Source organism: Oceaniglobus roseus, assembly GCF_002869745.1.
Classification (GTDB): Bacteria; Pseudomonadota; Alphaproteobacteria; order Rhodobacterales; family Rhodobacteraceae; genus Oceaniglobus; species Oceaniglobus roseus.
The window spans coordinates 1-18,238 of the sequence record NZ_PNOS01000023.1; the positions used below are offsets into that span (position 1 = coordinate 1).

At 68.9% G+C, this 18,238-nt stretch carries 18 protein-coding genes; 10 read left to right on the forward strand and 8 right to left on the reverse strand.

Annotated features, from left to right (window positions below):
• The first annotated feature begins 106 nt into the window (after positions 1–106).
• From A7B20_RS12330 to A7B20_RS12355, 7 genes are all read left to right on the forward strand, one after another.
• Positions 107–1,006 (forward strand): AEC family transporter, encoded by a 900-nt coding sequence (locus A7B20_RS12330; protein WP_102108888.1) that lies wholly within the window; start codon positions 107–109, stop codon positions 1,004–1,006.
• Positions 1,003–1,449, forward strand: a complete 447-nt coding sequence (locus A7B20_RS12335) for a GNAT family N-acetyltransferase (protein WP_102108889.1) — start codon at positions 1,003–1,005, stop codon at positions 1,447–1,449. The genes A7B20_RS12330 and A7B20_RS12335 overlap by 4 nt, the downstream gene beginning before the upstream one ends.
• Positions 1,446–2,816 (forward strand): DUF2927 domain-containing protein, encoded by a 1,371-nt coding sequence (locus A7B20_RS12340; protein ID WP_102108890.1) that lies wholly within the window; start codon positions 1,446–1,448, stop codon positions 2,814–2,816. Before A7B20_RS12335 ends, A7B20_RS12340 begins: the two co-directional genes overlap by 4 nt.
• On the forward strand, positions 2,813–2,980 hold the full coding sequence (locus A7B20_RS21295) for a hypothetical protein (RefSeq protein ID WP_157937675.1): 168 nt from the start codon (positions 2,813–2,815) through the stop codon (positions 2,978–2,980). The genes A7B20_RS12340 and A7B20_RS21295 overlap by 4 nt, the downstream gene beginning before the upstream one ends.
• A gap of 4 nt (positions 2,981–2,984) precedes the next feature.
• A complete protein-coding gene (locus A7B20_RS12345) occupies positions 2,985–4,172 on the forward strand; it encodes a vWA domain-containing protein (RefSeq protein ID WP_102108891.1) in 1,188 nt (395 codons plus the stop codon).
• A gap of 332 nt (positions 4,173–4,504) precedes the next feature.
• Positions 4,505–5,011 carry a DUF6653 family protein gene (locus A7B20_RS12350; protein WP_102108892.1) on the forward strand — a complete coding sequence of 169 codons (507 nt, stop codon included), beginning with the start codon at positions 4,505–4,507 and terminating at the stop codon, positions 5,009–5,011.
• A gap of 38 nt (positions 5,012–5,049) precedes the next feature.
• Complete coding sequence (locus tag A7B20_RS12355; RefSeq protein WP_102108893.1) at positions 5,050–5,730, forward strand: M48 family metallopeptidase; 681 nt, start codon at positions 5,050–5,052, stop codon at positions 5,728–5,730.
• Positions 5,731–5,741: 11 nt separating this feature from the next.
• On the opposite strand, the gene A7B20_RS21715 is transcribed toward A7B20_RS12355, so the two are convergent.
• Entirely contained in the window at positions 5,742–5,864 is a 123-nt protein-coding gene (locus A7B20_RS21715; RefSeq protein WP_281260101.1) for a hypothetical protein, read from the reverse strand.
• Positions 5,865–5,916: 52 nt separating this feature from the next.
• On the opposite strand from A7B20_RS21715, the gene A7B20_RS12360 reads away from it, so the two are divergent.
• Both A7B20_RS12360 and A7B20_RS12365 read left to right on the forward strand, forming a co-directional pair.
• Positions 5,917–6,798, forward strand: a complete 882-nt coding sequence (locus A7B20_RS12360) for a GNAT family N-acetyltransferase (RefSeq protein WP_245866871.1) — start codon at positions 5,917–5,919, stop codon at positions 6,796–6,798.
• Positions 6,799–6,823: 25 nt separating this feature from the next.
• Positions 6,824–7,540 (forward strand): RlmE family RNA methyltransferase, encoded by a 717-nt coding sequence (locus A7B20_RS12365; protein WP_102108895.1) that lies wholly within the window; start codon positions 6,824–6,826, stop codon positions 7,538–7,540.
• 27 nt (positions 7,541–7,567) lie between these two features.
• On the opposite strand, the gene A7B20_RS12370 is transcribed toward A7B20_RS12365, so the two are convergent.
• The 7 genes from A7B20_RS12370 to A7B20_RS12400 all read right to left on the reverse strand — a co-directional run bounded on the left by A7B20_RS12370 (position 7,568) and on the right by A7B20_RS12400 (position 16,925).
• Positions 7,568–9,406, reverse strand: coding sequence for an ABC-F family ATP-binding cassette domain-containing protein (locus A7B20_RS12370; protein WP_102108896.1), 1,839 nt, complete (start codon positions 9,404–9,406; stop codon positions 7,568–7,570).
• Positions 9,407–9,463: 57 nt separating this feature from the next.
• Complete coding sequence (locus A7B20_RS12375; protein ID WP_157937676.1) at positions 9,464–10,240, reverse strand: aldolase/citrate lyase family protein; 777 nt, start codon at positions 10,238–10,240, stop codon at positions 9,464–9,466.
• A gap of 246 nt (positions 10,241–10,486) precedes the next feature.
• Complete coding sequence (locus A7B20_RS12380; protein ID WP_102108898.1) at positions 10,487–11,629, reverse strand: ABC transporter ATP-binding protein; 1,143 nt, start codon at positions 11,627–11,629, stop codon at positions 10,487–10,489.
• Between the two features lie 12 nt (positions 11,630–11,641).
• On the reverse strand, positions 11,642–13,321 hold the full coding sequence (locus A7B20_RS12385; protein ID WP_102108899.1) for an alpha-glucosidase family protein: 1,680 nt from the start codon (positions 13,319–13,321) through the stop codon (positions 11,642–11,644).
• 7 nt (positions 13,322–13,328) lie between these two features.
• Positions 13,329–14,480, reverse strand: a complete 1,152-nt coding sequence (locus tag A7B20_RS12390; RefSeq protein WP_102108900.1) for an ABC transporter permease subunit — start codon at positions 14,478–14,480, stop codon at positions 13,329–13,331.
• A 13-nt stretch (positions 14,481–14,493) separates the two neighbouring features.
• A complete protein-coding gene (locus A7B20_RS12395; RefSeq protein WP_102108901.1) occupies positions 14,494–15,474 on the reverse strand; it encodes a carbohydrate ABC transporter permease in 981 nt (326 codons plus the stop codon).
• Between the two features lie 98 nt (positions 15,475–15,572).
• Entirely contained in the window at positions 15,573–16,925 is a 1,353-nt protein-coding gene (locus A7B20_RS12400; RefSeq protein ID WP_102108902.1) for an ABC transporter substrate-binding protein, read from the reverse strand.
• A gap of 254 nt (positions 16,926–17,179) precedes the next feature.
• Between A7B20_RS12400 and A7B20_RS12405 the strand changes: the two genes are divergently transcribed.
• Positions 17,180–18,238, forward strand: a complete 1,059-nt coding sequence (locus tag A7B20_RS12405; protein WP_102108903.1) for a LacI family DNA-binding transcriptional regulator — start codon at positions 17,180–17,182, stop codon at positions 18,236–18,238.

An 18,238-nucleotide genomic window follows, 5' to 3' on the forward strand; every position in this document is an offset into this window, starting at 1 on the left:
CGGCACGCCCCCGCCTGTCCCGGCCGGGGCGCGGCTGGCGGGCGGGCCGCTGCGGGACGCAGTCCCGCAGCCGGGGTGCCCGGCAGACCGCGCTGCTGAACCACCGATGCTCCACGTCCTGACCCACAACATCCTGCCGGTCTTCGCGCTGCTCGCCCTCGGCTTCGCCCTGGGGCGCGCGGGCACCATGGCGCGGGCCGAGGCGGTGGCGCTGAACCGCTTCGCCTTCCTCGTCCTGCAGCCGCCGCTCCTGTTCCTGCTGATGACCGGCCTCGACCTGCCGAGCTTCGACGTCCCCGCCCTCGGCCTCTACGTCGCCTGCCAGGTCTCGGCCTTCCTCCTTGCCCTCGCCGCCGCGCGCCTCGTCTTCCGCCGCGACCCCGTCGAATCCTTCCTGCTCGCCATGGCGGTGATCTTCGTCAACACGCTGCTCTACATCTGGCCGATCGCTGTGCTGATCTACGGCGAGGCGCGCGCCCTGCCCGTCACCGCCATCGTCGCCTGGGACAGCGCGGTGTCCTTCCCCTTCTTCATCGTCGCCGCCGAGATCCTGACCGGCAAGGGCACCGCCCGCGCCACGCTGAAGCGGATCGCGCGAAACCCCGTCATCCTGTCGATCCTCGCCGGCCTCGCCCTGAACCTCTCGGGCCTGCCGGTGCCCGAGCCGGTGATCACCGCCGCCCGCTTCGCAGGGGCCGCCGCAGCGCCGGTGACGCTCTTCGCGCTCGGCGTCATCCTCTCGGGCCACGCCCTCGCCCCCTCGCCCACGGTGGCGGGGATCGCGGCGATGAAGCTGCTGCTCTTCCCCGCCCTCGTCTTCGCCGCCCTCACCCTGGTCCTGCCCGGCAGCCCGTGGCGGCCCGTCCTGACCCTCGGCGCGGCGGGGCCCTCGGGGGCGATGGCCTTCTCCCTGGCCCTGCTCTATGGTGTGCGGACCGATGCCATCGCGCCGGTCATCATCTGGACCAGCCTGCTTTCCCTCCTCTCCCTGGCCTATCTCGCATGAACGCTCCCCTGATCCGCCCCCTTGCCGCCGAAGACCGCTCCGCCTGGACCGAACTCTGGCGCGCCTACCTGCGCTTCTACGAGACCGAGCTGCCCGATCACGTCTACGACAGCACCTTCGCCCGGCTCCTCGGCGACGACCCGCAGGATTTCAACGGCCTCATCGCCGAGATCGACGGCACACCCGTCGGCCTCGCCCACTACCTGTTCCACCGCCACGGCTGGAAGATCGAGAACACCTGCTATCTCCAGGACCTCTTCGCCGCCCCCGAGGTGCGCGGCCAGGGCGTGGGCGGTGCCCTGATCGAGGGCGTCTATGCCGCCGCTGATGCAGCCGGGTCACCCTCGGTCTATTGGTTGACCCAGGACTTCAACCACGCCGCGCGCAGGCTCTATGATCGGGTGGGCAAGCTCACGCCCTTCATCAGGTACAACCGCCCATGATCCGCCCCCTCCTCGCCTGTCTCGCCCTTGCCGGGCTCGCCGCCTGTGCCACGGCGCGCGATCCGGCCGACCGGCGGGCGAGCGAGGTCACGCGCCTGCCGCCGATGAAGGTCTTCGCGGCGCCCCACGTCACGAAGCCCACCCGCTCCAACGCCTCCATCGCGCGGGATTTCATCGATCTCGCCTTCTTCCTCGAAAGCGGCCGCCCCCTGCCGGTGCTGACCCGCTTCGAGGGCCCCGTCACCGTGCGCGTCATCGGCGCGGTGCCGCCGAGCCTGACCGCCGATCTCGACCGCCTGCTCGCCCGCTTCCGCAAGGAGGCGGGGATCGACATCTCGCGCGTTCCCGACGGCCGGCCCGCCAACATCACCATCGACATGATCCCGCGCCGCGACCTCCAGCGCGCGGTGCCCCAGGCCGCCTGCTTCGTGGTGCCCCGCGTCGACAGCTGGGACAGCTTCCGCAGGAACCGCCGCACCGCCCTGACCGACTGGACGACGCTGAGGGTGCGCGAGAAGATGGCCGTGTTCATCCCCGGCGACGTCTCGCCCCAGGAGGTGCGCGACTGCCTGCACGAGGAGATCGCCCAGGCGCTCGGGCCGCTGAACGACCTCTATTCGCTCACCGACTCGGTCTTCAACGACGACAACTTCCACACCGTCCTGACCGGCTTCGACATGCTGGTGCTGCGCGCCTTCTACGACCCGGCACTGCACTCCGGCATGACGCGGGAGGAGGTGGCGGCCCGCCTGCCCCGCATCCTCGCCCGGATCAACCCCAAGGGCGTGCTGGCCCGCACCCCCCGCCGCCCGCCGACGCCCCGCGCCTGGATCGACCAGATCGAGATCGCCCTCGGCCCCCGCGCGCCCACCCAGCGCCGGATCGAGGCCGCCAAGACCGCCGTCGCCATCGCCCGCGCGGGCAGCTGGAACGACAACCGCCTCGCCTTCTCGCTCTTCGCCTTGGGCCGCCTGGCCCTCGGACGCGAGCCGGAGCTGGCGCTGGCCTCGTTCCTGCAGGCCGGCAGCATCTACGGCTCGAACCCCGAAACCCGGCTCCACGCCGCCCACATCGCGATGCAGCTCGCCGCCTTCGCCCTGTCCTCGGGCCAGCCCGACATCGCGGTCGAGATCGTGGACGCCAACCTCGAAGCCGTCGCCGATGCCGAGAACGCGGCGCTGCTCGCCACGCTGCTGATGGTCAAGGCCGAGGCGCTCGGCGCCATGGGCCAGCCGCTCGAGGCCGCGGAGGTGCGCCGCGACAGCCTCGGCTGGGCGCGCTACGGCTTCGGCGACGACGACGAGGTGCGCCAGCGCGCCTCCGAGATCGCCGCCCTCACCCCACGCCACCAGAGAGGCTCCTCTTGATCATCCTTCTCCTCGCCGCCGTCTTCGCCGCCTGGGGCGCCTTCACCGCGAAGCGCCGGGGCGGCCGCAAGCTCGACATGGCGCAGTACGCCGCGGGCTTCGGCATCCTCGGCGCCCTGATCGGGCTCGTCATCACCATCGTCCTGAGCCGCACCCTGGGCTAGGCGCATGTTCCTGCCCTTCTTCGACCAGCTGCGCAGCCACCGTGTCCCCGTGTCGCTGCGCGAATACCTCGCGTTCCTCGAAGGGCTGAAGGCCAACCTCGTCACCTACGATCCCGAGGGGTTCTACCACCTCGCCCGCTGCATCCTGGTGAAGGACGAACGCCACATCGACCGCTTCGACCGCGCCTTCGCGGCCAGCTTCGCGGGGCTGGAGGCGATCGCGCCCGAACAGGTGCTCGAGGCCGTGGACCTGCCCGCCGACTGGCTCAGGAAGATGGCCGAGAAGCACCTCACCCCCGAGGAGCAGGCCGAGATCGAGGCCCTCGGCGGCTTCGAGAAGCTCATGGAGACGCTGAAACAGCGCCTGGCCGAACAGCAGGGCCGCCACCAGGGCGGCAACAGGTGGATCGGCACCGCCGGCACCTCGCCCTTCGGCGCCTACGGCTACAACCCCGAGGGCGTCAGGATCGGCCAGCACGAAAGCCGCCACCGCCGCGCGGTGAAGGTCTGGGACCGGCGCGAGTTCCGCGACCTCGACGACCAGGTCGAGCTCGGCACCCGCAACATCAAGGTCGCCCTGAAGCGCCTGCGCCGATGGGCCCGCGACGGCGCGGCCGAGGAGCTGGACCTGCCCGGCACCATCCGCGCCACCGCCCACCAGGGCTGGCTCGACGTGAAGACCCGGCCCGAGCGGCGCAACGCGGTGAAGGTGCTGCTGTTTCTCGACGTCGGCGGCTCGATGGATCCGCACATCCGCGTGGTCGAGGAGCTGTTCTCGGCCGCCCGCAGCGAGTTCCGCCAGCTCGAACACTTCTACTTCCACAACTGCCTCTACGAAGGCGTCTGGAAGGACAATGCCCGGCGCTGGAACGCGCAGACCCCCACCTGGGAGGTGCTGAGGACCTATGGCCCGGACTACAGGTGCATCTTCGTCGGCGACGCCTCGATGTCGCCCTACGAACTGGTCTACCCCGGCGGCGCGAACGAGCACATGAACCCCGAGCCGGGCCAGCTCTGGCTCCAGCGCGCCCGCGAGCAGTGGCCCGACCACCTCTGGCTGAACCCGCTGCCCGAGAAATACTGGCCCTACACCCAGACCATCGGCATGATCCGCGAGCAGTTCGGCCCCGAGCGCATGGTGCCGATGACCCTGGAGGGACTCGAGCGCGGCATGAAGCTCCTCGCCCGCTGACCCCGCGGCCCCCTTCCACGAAAGCACCCCGCCCAGCCAATCCCATTGCGCGCCCCCCCCCCCGCACCCCCTCCATCTTTGCTTTCCAAATATCCCGGGGGTCTTGCCGAAGCTTGCCTTCGGCAAGACGGCAGAGCCCCGGTCCCGCACCCTCCACAAACGCCGCCGCCCGCCGCCCTTCTTCCCAATATCGCAGGATCTCGCCGAAGCCTGCCTTCGGCAAGACGGCAGAGCCCCGGTCCCGCACCCTCCATCCTCCCCACCGCCGCAGGATTTGACCCCGGCCCGCAAAGCGGCCATATCGGGCCGACCACAGCCGGAGCCCCGCCGCCATGGCCATGTTGAGCCGCCTCGCCGCCAGCTTCGCGATGAGCGACCCGGTCTGGGAGCGCCATGCCAATCCCTGGTCCGGATGGACGCGGCTGCCGATCCTGCCGCTGCTGACCCTCGCCCTCTACGCCCGCGCCTGGATCGGGCCCTGGTGCCTCGTCCCCGTGGCGCTGCTGCTGCTGTGGAGCTGGGCCAATCCCCGCGCCTTCCCGCCGCCGCGCCACACGACAAGCTGGTTCTCCCGCGCCACCCTGGGCGAGCGGGTGTGGCTCAACGCGGGCGAGGTGCCGATCCCGCCGCATCACGCCCGCGCCGCCTCGCTCCTCTCCACCGCCGCCACCCTCGCGCTGGTCCCGCTGGCCTGGGGGCTCTGGACGCTCGATCCCGCCTGGACCGTCCTCGGCCTGGCCCTTGCCGTCATGCTGAAGCTCTGGCTGCTCGACCGCATGGTCTGGCTGCACCACGACATGGCGGCGCATCACCGCCCCTATGCCGACTGGCTGCGCTGAGCCTTGCCGCGCGGCGCGCCGCGCCCCATCTTGGGCCCATGCTGAAGTTCACCCCGATCCTGCTTGCCGTGCTCTACGGTCTCGCCATGTACCGCTTCTCGGCCTGGCGCACGGCGCGCGAGCTCGACGAGAAGTCGACCGAGCTGGCGGATTCGACCCTGCGCCGCCTGACCCAGCGGATGGCCGAGGCGCTGGAGCTTCGCCACATCAAGGTCCACATCTACGAGATCCAGCCGGTGAACGGCCTCGCCGCGCCGGACGGGCGGATCTTCATCACCCGCGGCTTCTACGAGAAGTACCGCGCGGGGGAGGTCACGGCCGAGGAGATGGCGAGCGTCATCGCCCACGAACTCGGCCACGTCGCGCTTGGCCATTCGCGGCGGCGGATGATCGACTTCTCGGGCCAGAACGCGCTCCGGACGGCGCTGGCCATGGTGCTCTCGCGCTTCCTGCCGGGGATCGGCGTCGCCATCGCGGGCGCGCTGACCTCGCTCCTGGCCGCGCGGCTGTCGCGCAAGGACGAGTACGAGGCCGATGCCTATGCCTCCGCCCTGCTCACCAAGGCGGGGATCGGCACCGCGCCGCAGAAATCGCTGTTCCGCAAGCTCGAGGCGCTGACCGGCAACCGCGGCGCCGCCCCCGCCTGGCTGATGAGCCATCCGAAGACGGCCGAGCGCATCGCCGCCATCGAGGCGAACGAGGCCGCCTGGCTGCGCTAGCCAGCGCGCGATCATCCGCCCCACAGAAGCTCCGTCACCAGCACCGCCAGCGCGAAGGGCAGCGTCACCAGCAGGGCCAGCAGCGCCGCGCCCAGCAGGGTCGGCCGGGCGGGCGGGGCGTGGCGCCCTGCCACGGTGCGCTCCGGAGTCCTGCTTCGGTCCATGGACCCATTAACCACCGATTAGGTGAACGATGTCCTAATCCCCGCCATGGACAGCGCGCCGCTCCTCCCGTTGCAGCAGCACCCCGCCTTCACCGCCGCCCTCCGGCGGTGCGGGGCGGCGGCACTGTGCATCGACCTCCCCGGCGCGGCCCCGGTGCAGGTGATCCGGCGCTTCGGGCTCAGCCTCGCCTCCCGCGGGCCGGTCTGGCTGGACGGCCCCGACGCAAGGGCGCTGCGCCGCGCGCCGCTCGCCCTCGTCAACAGCGATGGCGGGGACACGGCCGCGCTGCGCGTCGCGGGCTTCCGCCGGATCTTCACCGCCGCCACGGTGGCGGAACTCTCCCTCACCGGCGGGCGCGAAGCGCGCCTGTCCCGGATGGCCGGAACATGGCGCAACGCCCTGCGCCGCGCCGAAGCCGCCTCGCCCTGCCTGCGGGCCGAGCGTCTTTGCCCCACACACCACCGCTGGCTGCTGGACGCGGACCGCCGGCAGCAGCGCGCGAAGGGGTTCCGCACCCTACCCCACGGCCTTCTGCTGGCCTATGCCGCCATCCGGCCCGGCGACACGCTGGTGCTGACCGCCCTGCACGGCGGCACCCCGGCCGCCGCCATGCTGTTCCTCGTCCACGGCGCCGTCGCGACCTATCAGCTGGGCTGGTCCGGCCCCGAGGGTCGCCGCCTGGCCTGCCACCACGCGCTTCTGCACGCCGCGATGGACCGGCTGGCCGACAGCTGCGTCCGCCTCGACCTCGGCACGGTGGACACGGTGAACGCCCCGGGCCTCGCGCGGTTCAAGATCGGCACCGGGGCCACCCTCCGCCCCCTCGGAGGCACCTGGCTGCGCGTGCCGGGGCTGCAAGCCTGCCCCGCGCCCCATGGCGCTTGCCGCGACGGGGCGCTATGATGCCCGCTCAACCAGGATCGGACCCATGGCCAAACGCCCCACCGAGAAGAAGACCAGCGGCCGCGGACAGCGGGATCTGACCGTGAAGGTGAAGACCGCGCGGGGGAGGAAGCTGTCCTCGACCCTCTGGCTCCAGCGGCAGCTGAACGACCCCTACGTGAAGAAGGCGCAGGCCCTCGGATATCGCGGGCGTGCGGCGTTCAAGATCCTCGAACTCGACGACAAGTACCGCTTCCTCGTCCCCGGCGCGCGGGTGGTGGACCTCGGCTGCGCGCCGGGCGGCTGGTGCCAGGTGGCGGTGCCGCGGGTCAACGCGCTTGGCGACAAGTCCGGCAAGAAGCAGGGCCGCATCGTCGCCGTCGACCTCCAGGAAGTCGAGCCGATCGCGGGCTGCGAGATCCACCAGCTCGACTTCCTGGCCGAGGGCGCGGACGACAAGGTGAAGGAGTGGCTCGGCGGCAAGGCCGACGTGGTGATGTCGGACATGGCGGCGGCAAGCTCGGGCCACAAGCAGACCGACCACCTGCGCATCATCGCGCTTTGCGAGGCCGCCGCCTGGTTCGCCTTCGACGTGCTGGAAGAGGGCGGCACCTTCGTCGCCAAGGTGCTGGCCGGCGGGGCCGAGGGCGAGCTCCAGGCGCTCCTGAAGCAGAAGTTCGCCAAGGTGGCCAACGTGAAGCCGCCCGCATCCCGTTCGGACAGCTCGGAAAAGTTCGTCGTCGCTCAGGGGTTCCGCGGCTGACCCCGCGCCTGCCGGTCGCGGCGAAGCTCAGCCCGCCGCCCGCTCCTCCAGTTCCAGCCACTCGGTCTCGGCCGCCGACAGCTTCTCCTGCCGCTCGACCAGCGCCTCGGTCGCCTTCCTGAACTTCACCGGCTCGCGGGTGAACAGCTCGGGATCGGCCAGGAGCTGCTCCAGCTTGCCGATCTCCGCCTCGAGCCGCGCGATCTCGCCCGGCAGCGTCTCCAGCCGGTGGCTTTCCGAGAAACTCAGCTTCGCCTGGGGCTTCGGCGCAGGTTTTGCCGCCGGTTTCACCTCGGCCACCGCCGCTTTCGCGGGCACCTCGGAGGGCCTCGCCTTCGTCGCCGGGGCATCGGGCCGCTCGGCCCTCTGGCTCCGGTAATCGCTCCAGCCGCCGGCATAGACGGTCGCGCGCCCGTCGCCCTCCATCGCCACGGTGGTGTCGGCGACGCGGTCGAGGAAATCCCGGTCGTGGGACACCAGCAGCACCGTACCGTCGTAGTCGCCCAGCAATTCCTGAAGCAGATCAAGGGTTTCCACGTCCAGATCGTTTGTCGGCTCGTCCAGCACCAGCACGTTGCTTTCCCGCGCCATCAGCTTCGCCAGGAGCAGGCGCGCCTTCTCCCCCCCGGAAAGCGAGCGGACCGGCGCCCGCGCCTGCGCCTCGGAGAACAGGAAGTCCTTCAGGTAGCCGACGACATGCCGCGGCGCGCCGCGGACCATCACCTGGTCCGCCCGCCCCGAGACGCCCAGCCCCGGATCGCCCGTGAGGTTCTCCCAGAGCGAGGCCTCGGTATCGAGCTGCGCGCGCTGCTGGTCGAAGACGGCAAGTTCCAGGTTGGTCCCAAGCAGGATCTCTCCCTGGTCCGGCTCCACCTCGCCCGTCAGCATCTTCAGAAGCGTGGTCTTGCCCACGCCGTTCGGCCCGACGAAGGCCACCCGGTCGCCGCGCTGGATCTTCAGGTCGAACGGCTCCAGGATCACCTTGTCGCCGAACCGCTTGGAAATGCCCCGCGCCTCGACCACCCGCTTGCCGCTTTTCGGCCCGGACTCGAGCGCCATGTCGGCCGTGCCCTGCCGCCGGATCTGGTCCGCCCGCTGCTGGCGCAGGTCGGCCAGCGCCCGCACCCGCCCCTGGTTGCGCTTCCGCCGGGCCGAGATCCCCTCGACCGCCCACCGGGCCTCGGCCTTGATCTTGCGGTCGAGCTTGTGGCGCTGCATGTCCTCCTCTTCCCAGACCTGGTCGCGCCAGGCCTCGAAGGCGTCGAACCCCTTGTCCTGCCGCCGCACCTGCCCCCTGTCGATCCAGAGCGTCGCCTTCGCCAGCCGCCTCAGGAACGCCCGGTCGTGGGAGATCAGCACGAAGGCGGTGCGCGTCGTCGACAGCTCCTCCTCCAGCCAGGCGATCGCCTCGATGTCGAGGTGGTTCGTCGGCTCGTCGAGCAGCATCAGCCCCGGCGCCTCGGCCAACAGCTTCGCCAGCGCCGCCCGCCTCCTCTCGCCGCCCGAGGCGACGTCAACGGGGCGGGAGGGGTCGAACTTCAGCCCCTCGGCCACCATCTCGACGCGGTAGCTTTCGGCCGGATCCAGCGTGGACGCGGCATAGTCGCCCAGCGTGGCGAACCCCGCCATCCCCGGATCCTGCTCCATGTAGCCGACGCCGGTGCCGGGCGAGACGACGACCTCGCCCGTGTCGGGCTCCACCAGCCCGGCCATGACCTTCATCAGGGTCGACTTGCCCGACCCGTTGCGCCCCACCAGCGCCAGCCGGTCGCCCGGCTGCACCACGAGGTCGAGGTCGGAGAAGACGGGATCGCCGCCGAAGGTCAGCGAGATGCCGGAGAGCTGGAGAAGGGGTGCGCGTGCCATGGCTGCGAGCTAAGCCCGCGCCGGGCGAACGTCAACGGCTGTCTCGGCGCGGCGCGCTCAGCCCTTCACCGCCTGCGCCTGCGCCGCGAGATCACGCACCGCCCTCGTGAACAGCGCGACGTCGCCCCCGGTGCCGAGGAAGGTGAACCCCAGCCCCGCGTAATGGGCGATGCGCGCCGCGTCGAAGGTGATGATCCCCGCCGCCTTCCCGGCGGCCCGGATCCGCTTCACCCCGTCCTCGATCGCCGCCACCACGTCGGGATGGCCCGGGTTGCCGAGATGGCCCATGTCGGCGGCCAGGTCCGCGGGGCCGATGAAGACGCAGTCGACCCCCTCCACCGCCGCGATGGCGTCGAGGTTCGCCATGGCGGTGCGCGTCTCGGCCTGCACCATCAGGCAGACCTGGTCGCCCGCGCCCGCCACGTATCCCGTGTCCTCGCCGAAGAAGGTCGCGCGGGACTGCATCGCACCGACGCCCCGGATGCCCTTCGGCGGATAATGGACCGCGCGCACCAGCGCCGCGGCCTGCTCCGCCGTGTCGACCATGGGCACCAGCACCGTCTGCGCCCCGATGTCGAGCACCTGCTTCAGGATCCGCGTCTCGCCCACCGGCACCCGCACCGCGACCGACGCCGCGCCGCCGCCCATGGCCTGCATCTGCGCGAGGATCAGCGGAATGTCGTTCGGCCCGTGCTCGGCGTCGATCAGGCACCAATCGAACCCGGCGCGCGAGGCGATCTCGGCCGCCGTCGGATGGGCGAAGGCCAGCCACAGCCCCACCTGCAACCGCCCCTCGGCCAGCGCCGCCTTCAACCTGTTCTCTGGTGCCGCCATCGCCTGTCTCCCCCTGCACGGTACTCGGCCACAAACGACCACGCCGACGCCCGCTTGCCAAGGTCCAGCGGCAGGGAAGCTCCGCATTCCCCATCGTCCCGCCCCCATCTTTGCTTTCCAAATATCCTCAGGGGGACGAGGCACGCATGTGCCGAGGGGGGCGGAACGCCCCCGCCGCCCGAAGGGCAAATGGAGCAAGGCCCCGCCGGCGGCGGGGCCTTTCCGTCTCTCAACGCTGCCGAAGCCTCAGTGCTTTGCGTTGCCGAAATTCTTCGTCGTCGCCGTCTTTTCCAGCCCGCCGGTGCGATAGAGCAGCGACTCGCCGTTCAGGAAGACGTGCACCTTGTCCGGGGACGCCCCCAGCGCCACCTCGCGTCCCCGGAGCCCCTTGTGGATGCCCGCGAGCTTCGCGATCACCGGCTCGTCCGACCCGCCGGTCTCGAAGTAGAGGATCGTGACCTCGCCCAGCGCCTCGGTGATGTCGACCTTGCCCTTGAAGAGATAGTCGCCGTCGGTCTCCACCAGGTCCTCGGGGCGCGCGCCGACCTTCACCTTCGCGCCCATGTCCGACTGCTGCGAGGGATAGTCCGACACCGCGCGCCCGCCGCCCTCCATCTCGATCACCGTCTGCCTGCCGACCTCGACGATCTTGCCGGGCAAGAGGTTCATCGCGGGAGAGCCGATGAACTGGGCCACGAACTCGTTCTCGGGCTTCTCGTAGAGGTCGAGCGGCGTGCCGACCTGGGCGATCCCGCCCCCCGCCAGCACCACGATCCGGGTGGCGAGTGTCATCGCCTCCACCTGGTCGTGGGTGACGTAGATCATCGTGCTGTCCGGCATCTGCTCCTTCAGCTGCGCGATCTCGATCCGCGTCGCCACGCGCAGGGCCGCGTCGAGGTTCGAGAGCGGCTCGTCGAACAGGTACACCTTCGGGTCGCGCACGATCGAGCGGCCGATCGCCACCCGCTGCCGCTGCCCGCCCGACAGCGCCTTCGGCAGCCGGTCGAGGTAGGGGCCGAGCTGGAGGATCCGCGCCGCCTTGTCGATGGCCGCGTCGATCTCCTCCTTGCTCTTCTTCGCGATCTTCAGGGCGAAGGCCATGTTGTCGCGCACCGTCATGTGCGGGTAGAGCGCGTAGGACTGGAACACCATGGCGATGCCGCGCTGCGCCGGGGGCACGTCGTTCACCACCTGCCCGTCGATCTGGAGTTCGCCGCCGGTGATCTTCTCCAGCCCCGCGATCATCCGCAAGAGCGTGGACTTGCCGCAGCCCGAGGGGCCGACGAAGACGATCAGCTCGCCCTTCTTGATGTCGAGGTTGATGTTCTTCAGAACGTCCACGGTGCCGCCGTAGGTCTTGGCGACGTCTGTTAGAAGTAGATCGGCCATCTCGTCCTCCCGTTAGTCTTCCTGCGCCGCGTCGTCGCCGGTCACCGCGAAATAGGCCTGCCAGGGCGGCAGACGGATCTCGCGGCCCGTTTCCTCGGTCTCGAAGGGGGCGCCCTCGGCCTTGCGCCACCTGCCCTCGGGCAGCGTCAGGGACTGCGGCGCGTCGGTCAGGTTGAAGGCGCAGAGCACCCGCTCGCCCTCGTGGGCGCGGATCATCACCAGCTTCTCGTCCGTGGCCTCCAGCACCTTGAGGCTGCCCTTGATCAGCGGCTTCAGGGTTTTGCGGAAGGCGATCATGCGGCGGTAGAAGGCCAGGGTCGACCCCTCGTCCGCCTCCTGCTGCGACACCGCGCGCTCCAGGTGCTCGACCGCGACGGGCAGCCAGGGCTTCGTGTCCGAGAAGCCGCCGTTGCGGCCGCGCCGGGACCAGGGGATCGGCGTGCGGCAGCCGTCGCGGCCCTTGAACTTGGGCCAGAACCGCTTGCCGTAGGGATCCTGCAGCTCGTCGTAGGCGACATAGGCCTCGGTCAGGCCCAGCTCCTCGCCCTGGTAGAGGCAGACGGTCCCCTTCATGCACATCAGCACCCCGGCATAGAGGCGCAGCGCGGGTTCGCTGAAGCCGAAGCGCGTGACGTGGCGCACGACGTCGTGGTTCGAGAAGGCCCAGCAGGCCCAGCCCTCGGTCACGATCCGGTCGAACCGCTCCAGCACCTCGCGGATGCGCGAGCCGGAGGGATAGACGTTGCCGAGGAAGTCGAAGTCGTAGGCCATGTGCAGCAGGTCGTCGCCCGCGGTATAGTCGCGCTGCACCTGCATCCCCCGCTGGCTCTCCCCCACCTCGCCGACCGAGGTGATCGCGGGATATTCCTCCATCACGGCGCGCAGCTTCCGCAGGAACTCGAGGTTCTCGGGCTGGGTCTTGTCGTAGAGGTGATCCTGGAAATTGTAGGGGTTGACCGAGGGCGCCGTGTTCTCGTTCCGCGCCTCGGGTGCCAGCGGCGGGTTGTCGCGCAGCTGCCTGTCGTGGACGTAGAAGTTCACCGTGTCGAGGCGGAAGCCGTCGACCCCCCGGTTCAGCCAGTAGCGCGCCACTTCCAGAAGCTCGTGCTGCACCTCGGGACAATGGAAGTTCAGGTCGGGCTGTTCGGCCAGGAAGTTGTGCAGGTAGTACTGCATCCGCTCCCCGTCCCATTCCCAGGCCGAGCCGCCGAAGATCGACAGCCAGTTGTTCGGCGGCGAGCCGTCGGGTTTCGCGTCGGCCCAGACGTACCAGTCGGCCTTGGGGTTGTCGCGCGACGACCGGCTTTCGCTGAACCAGGGGTGCGACTCGGCCGTGTGGGACAGCACGAGGTCGATCAGCACCTTCAGCCCCAGTTCGTGCGCGCGCTGCACCAGCGCGTCGAAATCGCCGATCGTGCCGAACATCGGGTCGACGTCGCGGTAGTCCGAGACATCGTAGCCGAAGTCGAGCATCGGCGAGCGGAAGAAGGGCGAGATCCAGATGGCGTCGACCCCGAGGGCCGCCACGTGGGGCAGCCGGTGGATGATGCCGGACAGGTCGCCGATGCCGTCGCCGTTGCTGTCCTGGTAGCTGCGGGGATAGATCTGGTAGATGACGGCGCCGCGCCACCAGTCCTTGTCCACGACGGCAGACTGCTGGCTCGGGGCGGTGTAAGGGTCGAGAAAGCTCATGCTTGTCCTATTTTACGGAGCCGGCCAGAAGACCGCGCACCAGGAACCGCTGCATCGTGAAGAACACCACGAGAGGCACGGCAATTGAAACGAAGGCCGCCGTCGCCAGGATCCCCCAGTCGCCGCCGCGCGAGCCCAGGAGGTCGTCGGCGATCTTGACCGTCATCACCTTCGAGGCGTCGTCGGAGGGAAGGAAAACCTTGGCCACCAGCAGATCGTTCCAGGTCCACAGGAACTGGAAGATCGCGAAGGCGGCAAGCGCCGGGAAGGACAGCGGCAGGATGATCCGGATGAACAGCTGGAAATCCGTCGCCCCGTCCACCTTGGCGCTCTCGATGATGTCGCGCGGCAGGCCGACCATGTAGTTCCTGAGCAGGTAGACCGCGAGCGGCAGGCCGAAGCCGGTGTGGGCCAGCCATATCCCGAGGAAGCTCTGCCCGATGCCGATGGAGTTGTGCAGGTTCAGAAGCGGCACCAGCGCCAGCTGCAACGGCACCACCAGCAGGCCCACGACGCAGGCGATCAGCACGCCGCGGCCCGGGAAATCCATCCAGGCCAGCGCATAGGCCGCGAAGGCCGCGATCAGGATCGGGATGATCGTCGCCGGGATCGTCACCGTCAGCGTGTTGATGAAGGCCTTGTCCATGTTGTCGGCGGTCAGCACCTGGCGATAGTTCGCAAGTGTGAACTCCGGCGGCGTCTCGGCCACGAAATAGATCCGCGGCCCCCGGTCCCCCGGATCCTCGGCCGTGGTGTAGGTGTAGGAGCCGTCCTCGTTCACCGTCAGCGTCTCGCCGTCCCCGAGATCCGCGGTGGTGCCCGCCGGGTACTCGCCCGGATTGCGGCCCGAGTCGCCGAAGGCCGACACGGTGCTCTCGCCGCTGGTGAAACTCGACTTCACCTCGTCGGTCTCGAAGATGTTGCCGGTCACGGTCCAGGTGCCGTTGTCCTCGGTCGCGTCCGAGCCGCCGCGGGTGCGGTAGCTGAGCTCGACGCTGAACGGCGCCTGCCACCAGCCCGAGGCGGATATCTGGTCGCGCTCGCGGAACGAGGACACGAACAGGCCGATGGTCGGGATCAGCCACAGCAGCACCATGATCACGACCGAGATGTTGACGGCCCAGCTCAGGCCCGACTTCTCTCCTGCCATTCCATCCATGACGGCCTCCCCCTCAGCGCATTTCTTTGCGGGCTTGCATGATGTTCCAGATCATCACCGGAAGCACCACGACCATGATGACGAAGGCCACGGCCGTCGCCAGACCGTCGTCGCGGAACATGAACTTCATCATGTAGCTCGGCAGGATCTCGGTATCGAAGTTGCCGCCGGTCATCGTGTAGACGATGTCGAAGACCTTCAGCACCAGGATCGTGATCGTCGTCCAGACCACCACGATGGTGCCCATGATCTGCGGCACCTTGATCTTGAAGAACAGCTGGAACGGGTTGGCGCCGTCGAGGATCGCCGCCTCGATCGTTTCTTCCGGGATGCCGCGCAGCGCGGCCGACAGGATCACCATGGCGAACCCGGTCTGGATCCAGACGAGGATCACCATCAGGAAGAAGTTGTTCCAGAACGGGATCTGGAGCACGTCGATCGGGTTGCCCGCCCCGAAGGCGGCGCGGATCGCGTTGATCAGGCCGATGTCGTTGTCGTTGGCATAGACGAATTTCCAGATCAGCGAGGCGCCCACGAAGGAGATCGCCATCGGCATGAAGATCAGCGACTTGGCGATGTTGCCCCAGCTGAGCTTGTCGGTCAGCTGCGCCGCGAGCAGCCCGAAGAAGGTCGAGGCGGCGGGCACGAAGATGACCCAGAGGATGTTGTTGAAGAAGGCGGTCCGGAACTCGGGGCTTTCGAACAGGCGGATGTAGTTGCCCGCGCCGATGAAATCGTTGCCGCTGCGGTTGTAGAGCGAGCGGACGAAGGAGCCGACCACCGGATAGGCAAGGTAGAGGCCGAGGGCGAAGATCGCCGGGAACAGGAACAGCCAGGGCCGTATCTGGTTGGCGCGGTTGATGTTCTGGCCGGCCTTCGGGCCCCTGGCCGGGAACAGCACCTTGTCGAGGAAGAGGTTCGAAAAATAGAAGTACGCGATGCACCCGCCCACGCCGACGACGATGGTGATGATCCCCTGCAGAAACGGATTCATCCCGGCCCCTCCCCTGAAACTGGATGTCTTGTTCCGATCTTGTGCCCGCGCCGGGATCGCACCCGGCGCGGGCAGGTCATGCGTCCGTCAGGATCGGATCACTTGATCGCCTTCCAGCGCTCCTCGATCTGGTCGGCCACGGTCTGCGCGTCGGCGCCCGTGGTGTAGTCGACCATCCCGGTCCAGAAGGCGCCCGCGCCGATCTCTCCCGGCATCAGGTCGGAGGCGTCGAAGCGGAAGGTCGTCGCGTTGGTCAGGATGTCGTTCAGCGCCCGCTGCGAGTCGGTCGGGAAGACCGCGGTGTTCGCCTCGGTATAGGGCGTCAGGAAGCCCGACTGCGCCATCCAGATCTCGTGCGCGATGGGGGTCTGCAGGAACTTGATGAAGCCCTGCGCCGTCTCGCTGTCCTTGGTGATGGCGAACATCGTGCCCGCGCCCAGAACCGGCTTGCCCAGGTCCTTCTCGGCATAGGCGGGCATGTAGAAGAAGTCGACATCGGTGCCCATCTCGGTGCCTTCAGGGAAGAAGGTCGGGATGAAGGTCGCCTGGTGGTGCATGTAGCACTCGGGCGGGAACTGGAACAGGCCGCCGGGGCTGTCGCGGAAGTCGGTCGTCGCCACGTTGGCCGAGCCGCCGTTGACGAAATCGTCGTTCTTGGCGAACCAGCCGTATTCCTCGATCGCGCCGACCACGGCGGGATCGTTGAACGGGATCTCGTGGCTCACCCACTGGTCGTAGACCGAAGGCTCCTGCGTGCGCAGCATCATGTCCTCGACCCAGTCGGTCGCGGGCCAGCCGGTCGCCGCACCCGATCCGAGTCCGATGCACCAGGGCGTGCCGCCGTCATCGACGATCTGCTGCGTCAGCGCCTTCAGATCCTCCATCGTCTCGGGGATCTCGTATCCCGCCTCCTCGAAGGCCTCGGGGACGTACCAGACCAGCGACTTCACGTCGATCTTGTAGGGCATCGCGTAGAGGTTCGCGTTGCCGTCCGGCCCCGGGAAGGTGGCGAGGTCCACCCAGCTCTGTCCGGCGGCGTAGTTTTCCTTGATCCAGTCGGCGGTCGAGGGATCGAGCGGGGTGATCGCGCCGCGCTTGGCCAGGTCGGCGACGAGGCCGGGCTGCGGGAAGACGGCGATGTTCGGGGCCGAGTTCGCCTGGGTCGAGATCACGATGTCCTGCTCGAAGCTGTCGGAGCCCGAGTAGTTCACGGTCGCGCCCGTCGCTTCCTCGAAATAGGCGATCACGCTGGAGAACAGCGCGTCGTCCGCCCCCGTCCAGGGGCCGGTGATGTCGATGGTCTGGCCCGAGAAATCGTTCGCCTCGGCATAGGCGTTGAAGCTGTCCCAGTTGAAATCGCCCTCGCCCACGGGAAACTTCAGATCCTGGGCCATGCCCATCGCCGGTGCGAAGGCAAGGCTTGCCGCGGTGGCCAGTAGCATCTTCTTCATGTCGGAACCTCCCGAATTCCGCGCCCTGTGGCGCTGTCATGATTGGGGCGCTCCGGCCGGGCGGCCAAAGCGCTTTGACTGATCCGACCGTCCCCGAAAGGCAGCGCGGAGTCAATCGCGTCTGAGGCAAAGCATAGAAGAACAAAAACAAAAATCAAACCCGGTATGCCGCGCCGCGGCAGAGGCGGCCTTTGACGCCCCGCCCCGGCTTGGCTAGTCTGGCAGGCAACTTGAAAGCGCTTTGACCCGGTCGGATGAATCTCAGAGAACTCGCACAAGTGCTTGGATTGTCCCAGACAACCGTCAGCCGCGCGCTGAACGGATACCCCGAGGTGTCCGATGCGACGCGGGCGCGCGTCGAGGCGGCGGCGCGCAAGCACAACTACAAGGCGAACACGCGGGCCAAGGGCCTGGCCACCGGGCGGGCCATGGCGATCGCCCACGTGATTCCCCGCGCCTCCGCCCACGAGATGATGAACCCGGTCTTCGCCGACTTCATCGCGGGCGCGGGCGAGATCTATGCCGCCGCCGGTTACGACATGATGCTGACCATGGTGCAGGACCGCGACGAGGGACGGATCTATCACGAACTCGGGGCCAAGCGCGCGGTCGACGGGATCATCGTCCACGCGCCGCGCAAGGACGATCCGCGCTACGACCTGCTGCGCGCCACCGCCCTGCCCTTCGTCGTCCACGGCCGCTTCTCGCACGTCGGCGACGGCTACAACTGGGTCGACATGAACAGCCGCCGCGCGTTCGAGCGGGCGACGTCCTTCCTTCTGGACCTCGGGCACCGGCGGATCGCGCTGCTGAACGGGCTCGAGGACATGGATTTCGCGATCCGCCGCCGCGAGGGGTATTGCGAGGCGCTGCGCCGGCAGGGCCTCGTCCCCGCGGCCGAGCTGATGTGGGCCGACGAGATGACCGAGTTCTACGGCTACGACGCGACGCTGCGCATGCTCGACCTGCGCGATCCGCCGACGGCGCTGCTGACCTCGTCGCTGATCACCGCGCTTGGCGTGCGGCGGGCCTGTTCGGAGCGGGGCCTCAGGCTGGGCAAGGATTTTTCGGTGATCTCCCACGACGACGACCTATCCTATTTCCGCAACGGGGCGGTGGTGCCCGACTTCACCGCCCTGCGCTCGCCGATCCGCGACCACGGACGGCGGGCAGCAGCGATGCTGCTCCGGGTCATCGCCGACCCGGCCGCGACGCCGCAGAACGAACTCCTGGAGGCCGAGTTCAACGTCGGCCTCTCCACCGGACCGGCGCCCCTGCCGGTGCCCTCAACCTTTCGAGCGATCACGCCATGA

Coding starts and splice junctions, on each gene's coding strand:
- A7B20_RS12330 (WP_102108888.1), top strand. CDS start 107: ATGCTCCACGTCCTGACCCACAACATCCTGCCGGTCTTCGCGCTGCTC.
- A7B20_RS12335 (WP_102108889.1), top strand. CDS start 1,003: ATGAACGCTCCCCTGATCCGCCCCCTTGCCGCCGAAGACCGCTCCGCC.
- A7B20_RS12340 (WP_102108890.1), top strand. CDS start 1,446: ATGATCCGCCCCCTCCTCGCCTGTCTCGCCCTTGCCGGGCTCGCCGCC.
- A7B20_RS12345 (WP_102108891.1), top strand. CDS start 2,985: ATGTTCCTGCCCTTCTTCGACCAGCTGCGCAGCCACCGTGTCCCCGTG.
- A7B20_RS12350 (WP_102108892.1), top strand. CDS start 4,505: ATGGCCATGTTGAGCCGCCTCGCCGCCAGCTTCGCGATGAGCGACCCG.
- A7B20_RS12355 (WP_102108893.1), top strand. CDS start 5,050: ATGCTGAAGTTCACCCCGATCCTGCTTGCCGTGCTCTACGGTCTCGCC.
- A7B20_RS12365 (WP_102108895.1), top strand. CDS start 6,824: ATGGCCAAACGCCCCACCGAGAAGAAGACCAGCGGCCGCGGACAGCGG.
- A7B20_RS12370 (WP_102108896.1), bottom strand. CDS start 9,406: ATGGCACGCGCACCCCTTCTCCAGCTCTCCGGCATCTCGCTGACCTTC.
- A7B20_RS12375 (WP_157937676.1), bottom strand. CDS start 10,240: ATGGCGGCACCAGAGAACAGGTTGAAGGCGGCGCTGGCCGAGGGGCGG.
- A7B20_RS12380 (WP_102108898.1), bottom strand. CDS start 11,629: ATGGCCGATCTACTTCTAACAGACGTCGCCAAGACCTACGGCGGCACC.
- A7B20_RS12385 (WP_102108899.1), bottom strand. CDS start 13,321: ATGAGCTTTCTCGACCCTTACACCGCCCCGAGCCAGCAGTCTGCCGTC.
- A7B20_RS12390 (WP_102108900.1), bottom strand. CDS start 14,480: ATGGATGGAATGGCAGGAGAGAAGTCGGGCCTGAGCTGGGCCGTCAAC.
- A7B20_RS12395 (WP_102108901.1), bottom strand. CDS start 15,474: ATGAATCCGTTTCTGCAGGGGATCATCACCATCGTCGTCGGCGTGGGC.
- A7B20_RS12400 (WP_102108902.1), bottom strand. CDS start 16,925: ATGAAGAAGATGCTACTGGCCACCGCGGCAAGCCTTGCCTTCGCACCG.
- A7B20_RS12405 (WP_102108903.1), top strand. CDS start 17,180: ATGAATCTCAGAGAACTCGCACAAGTGCTTGGATTGTCCCAGACAACC.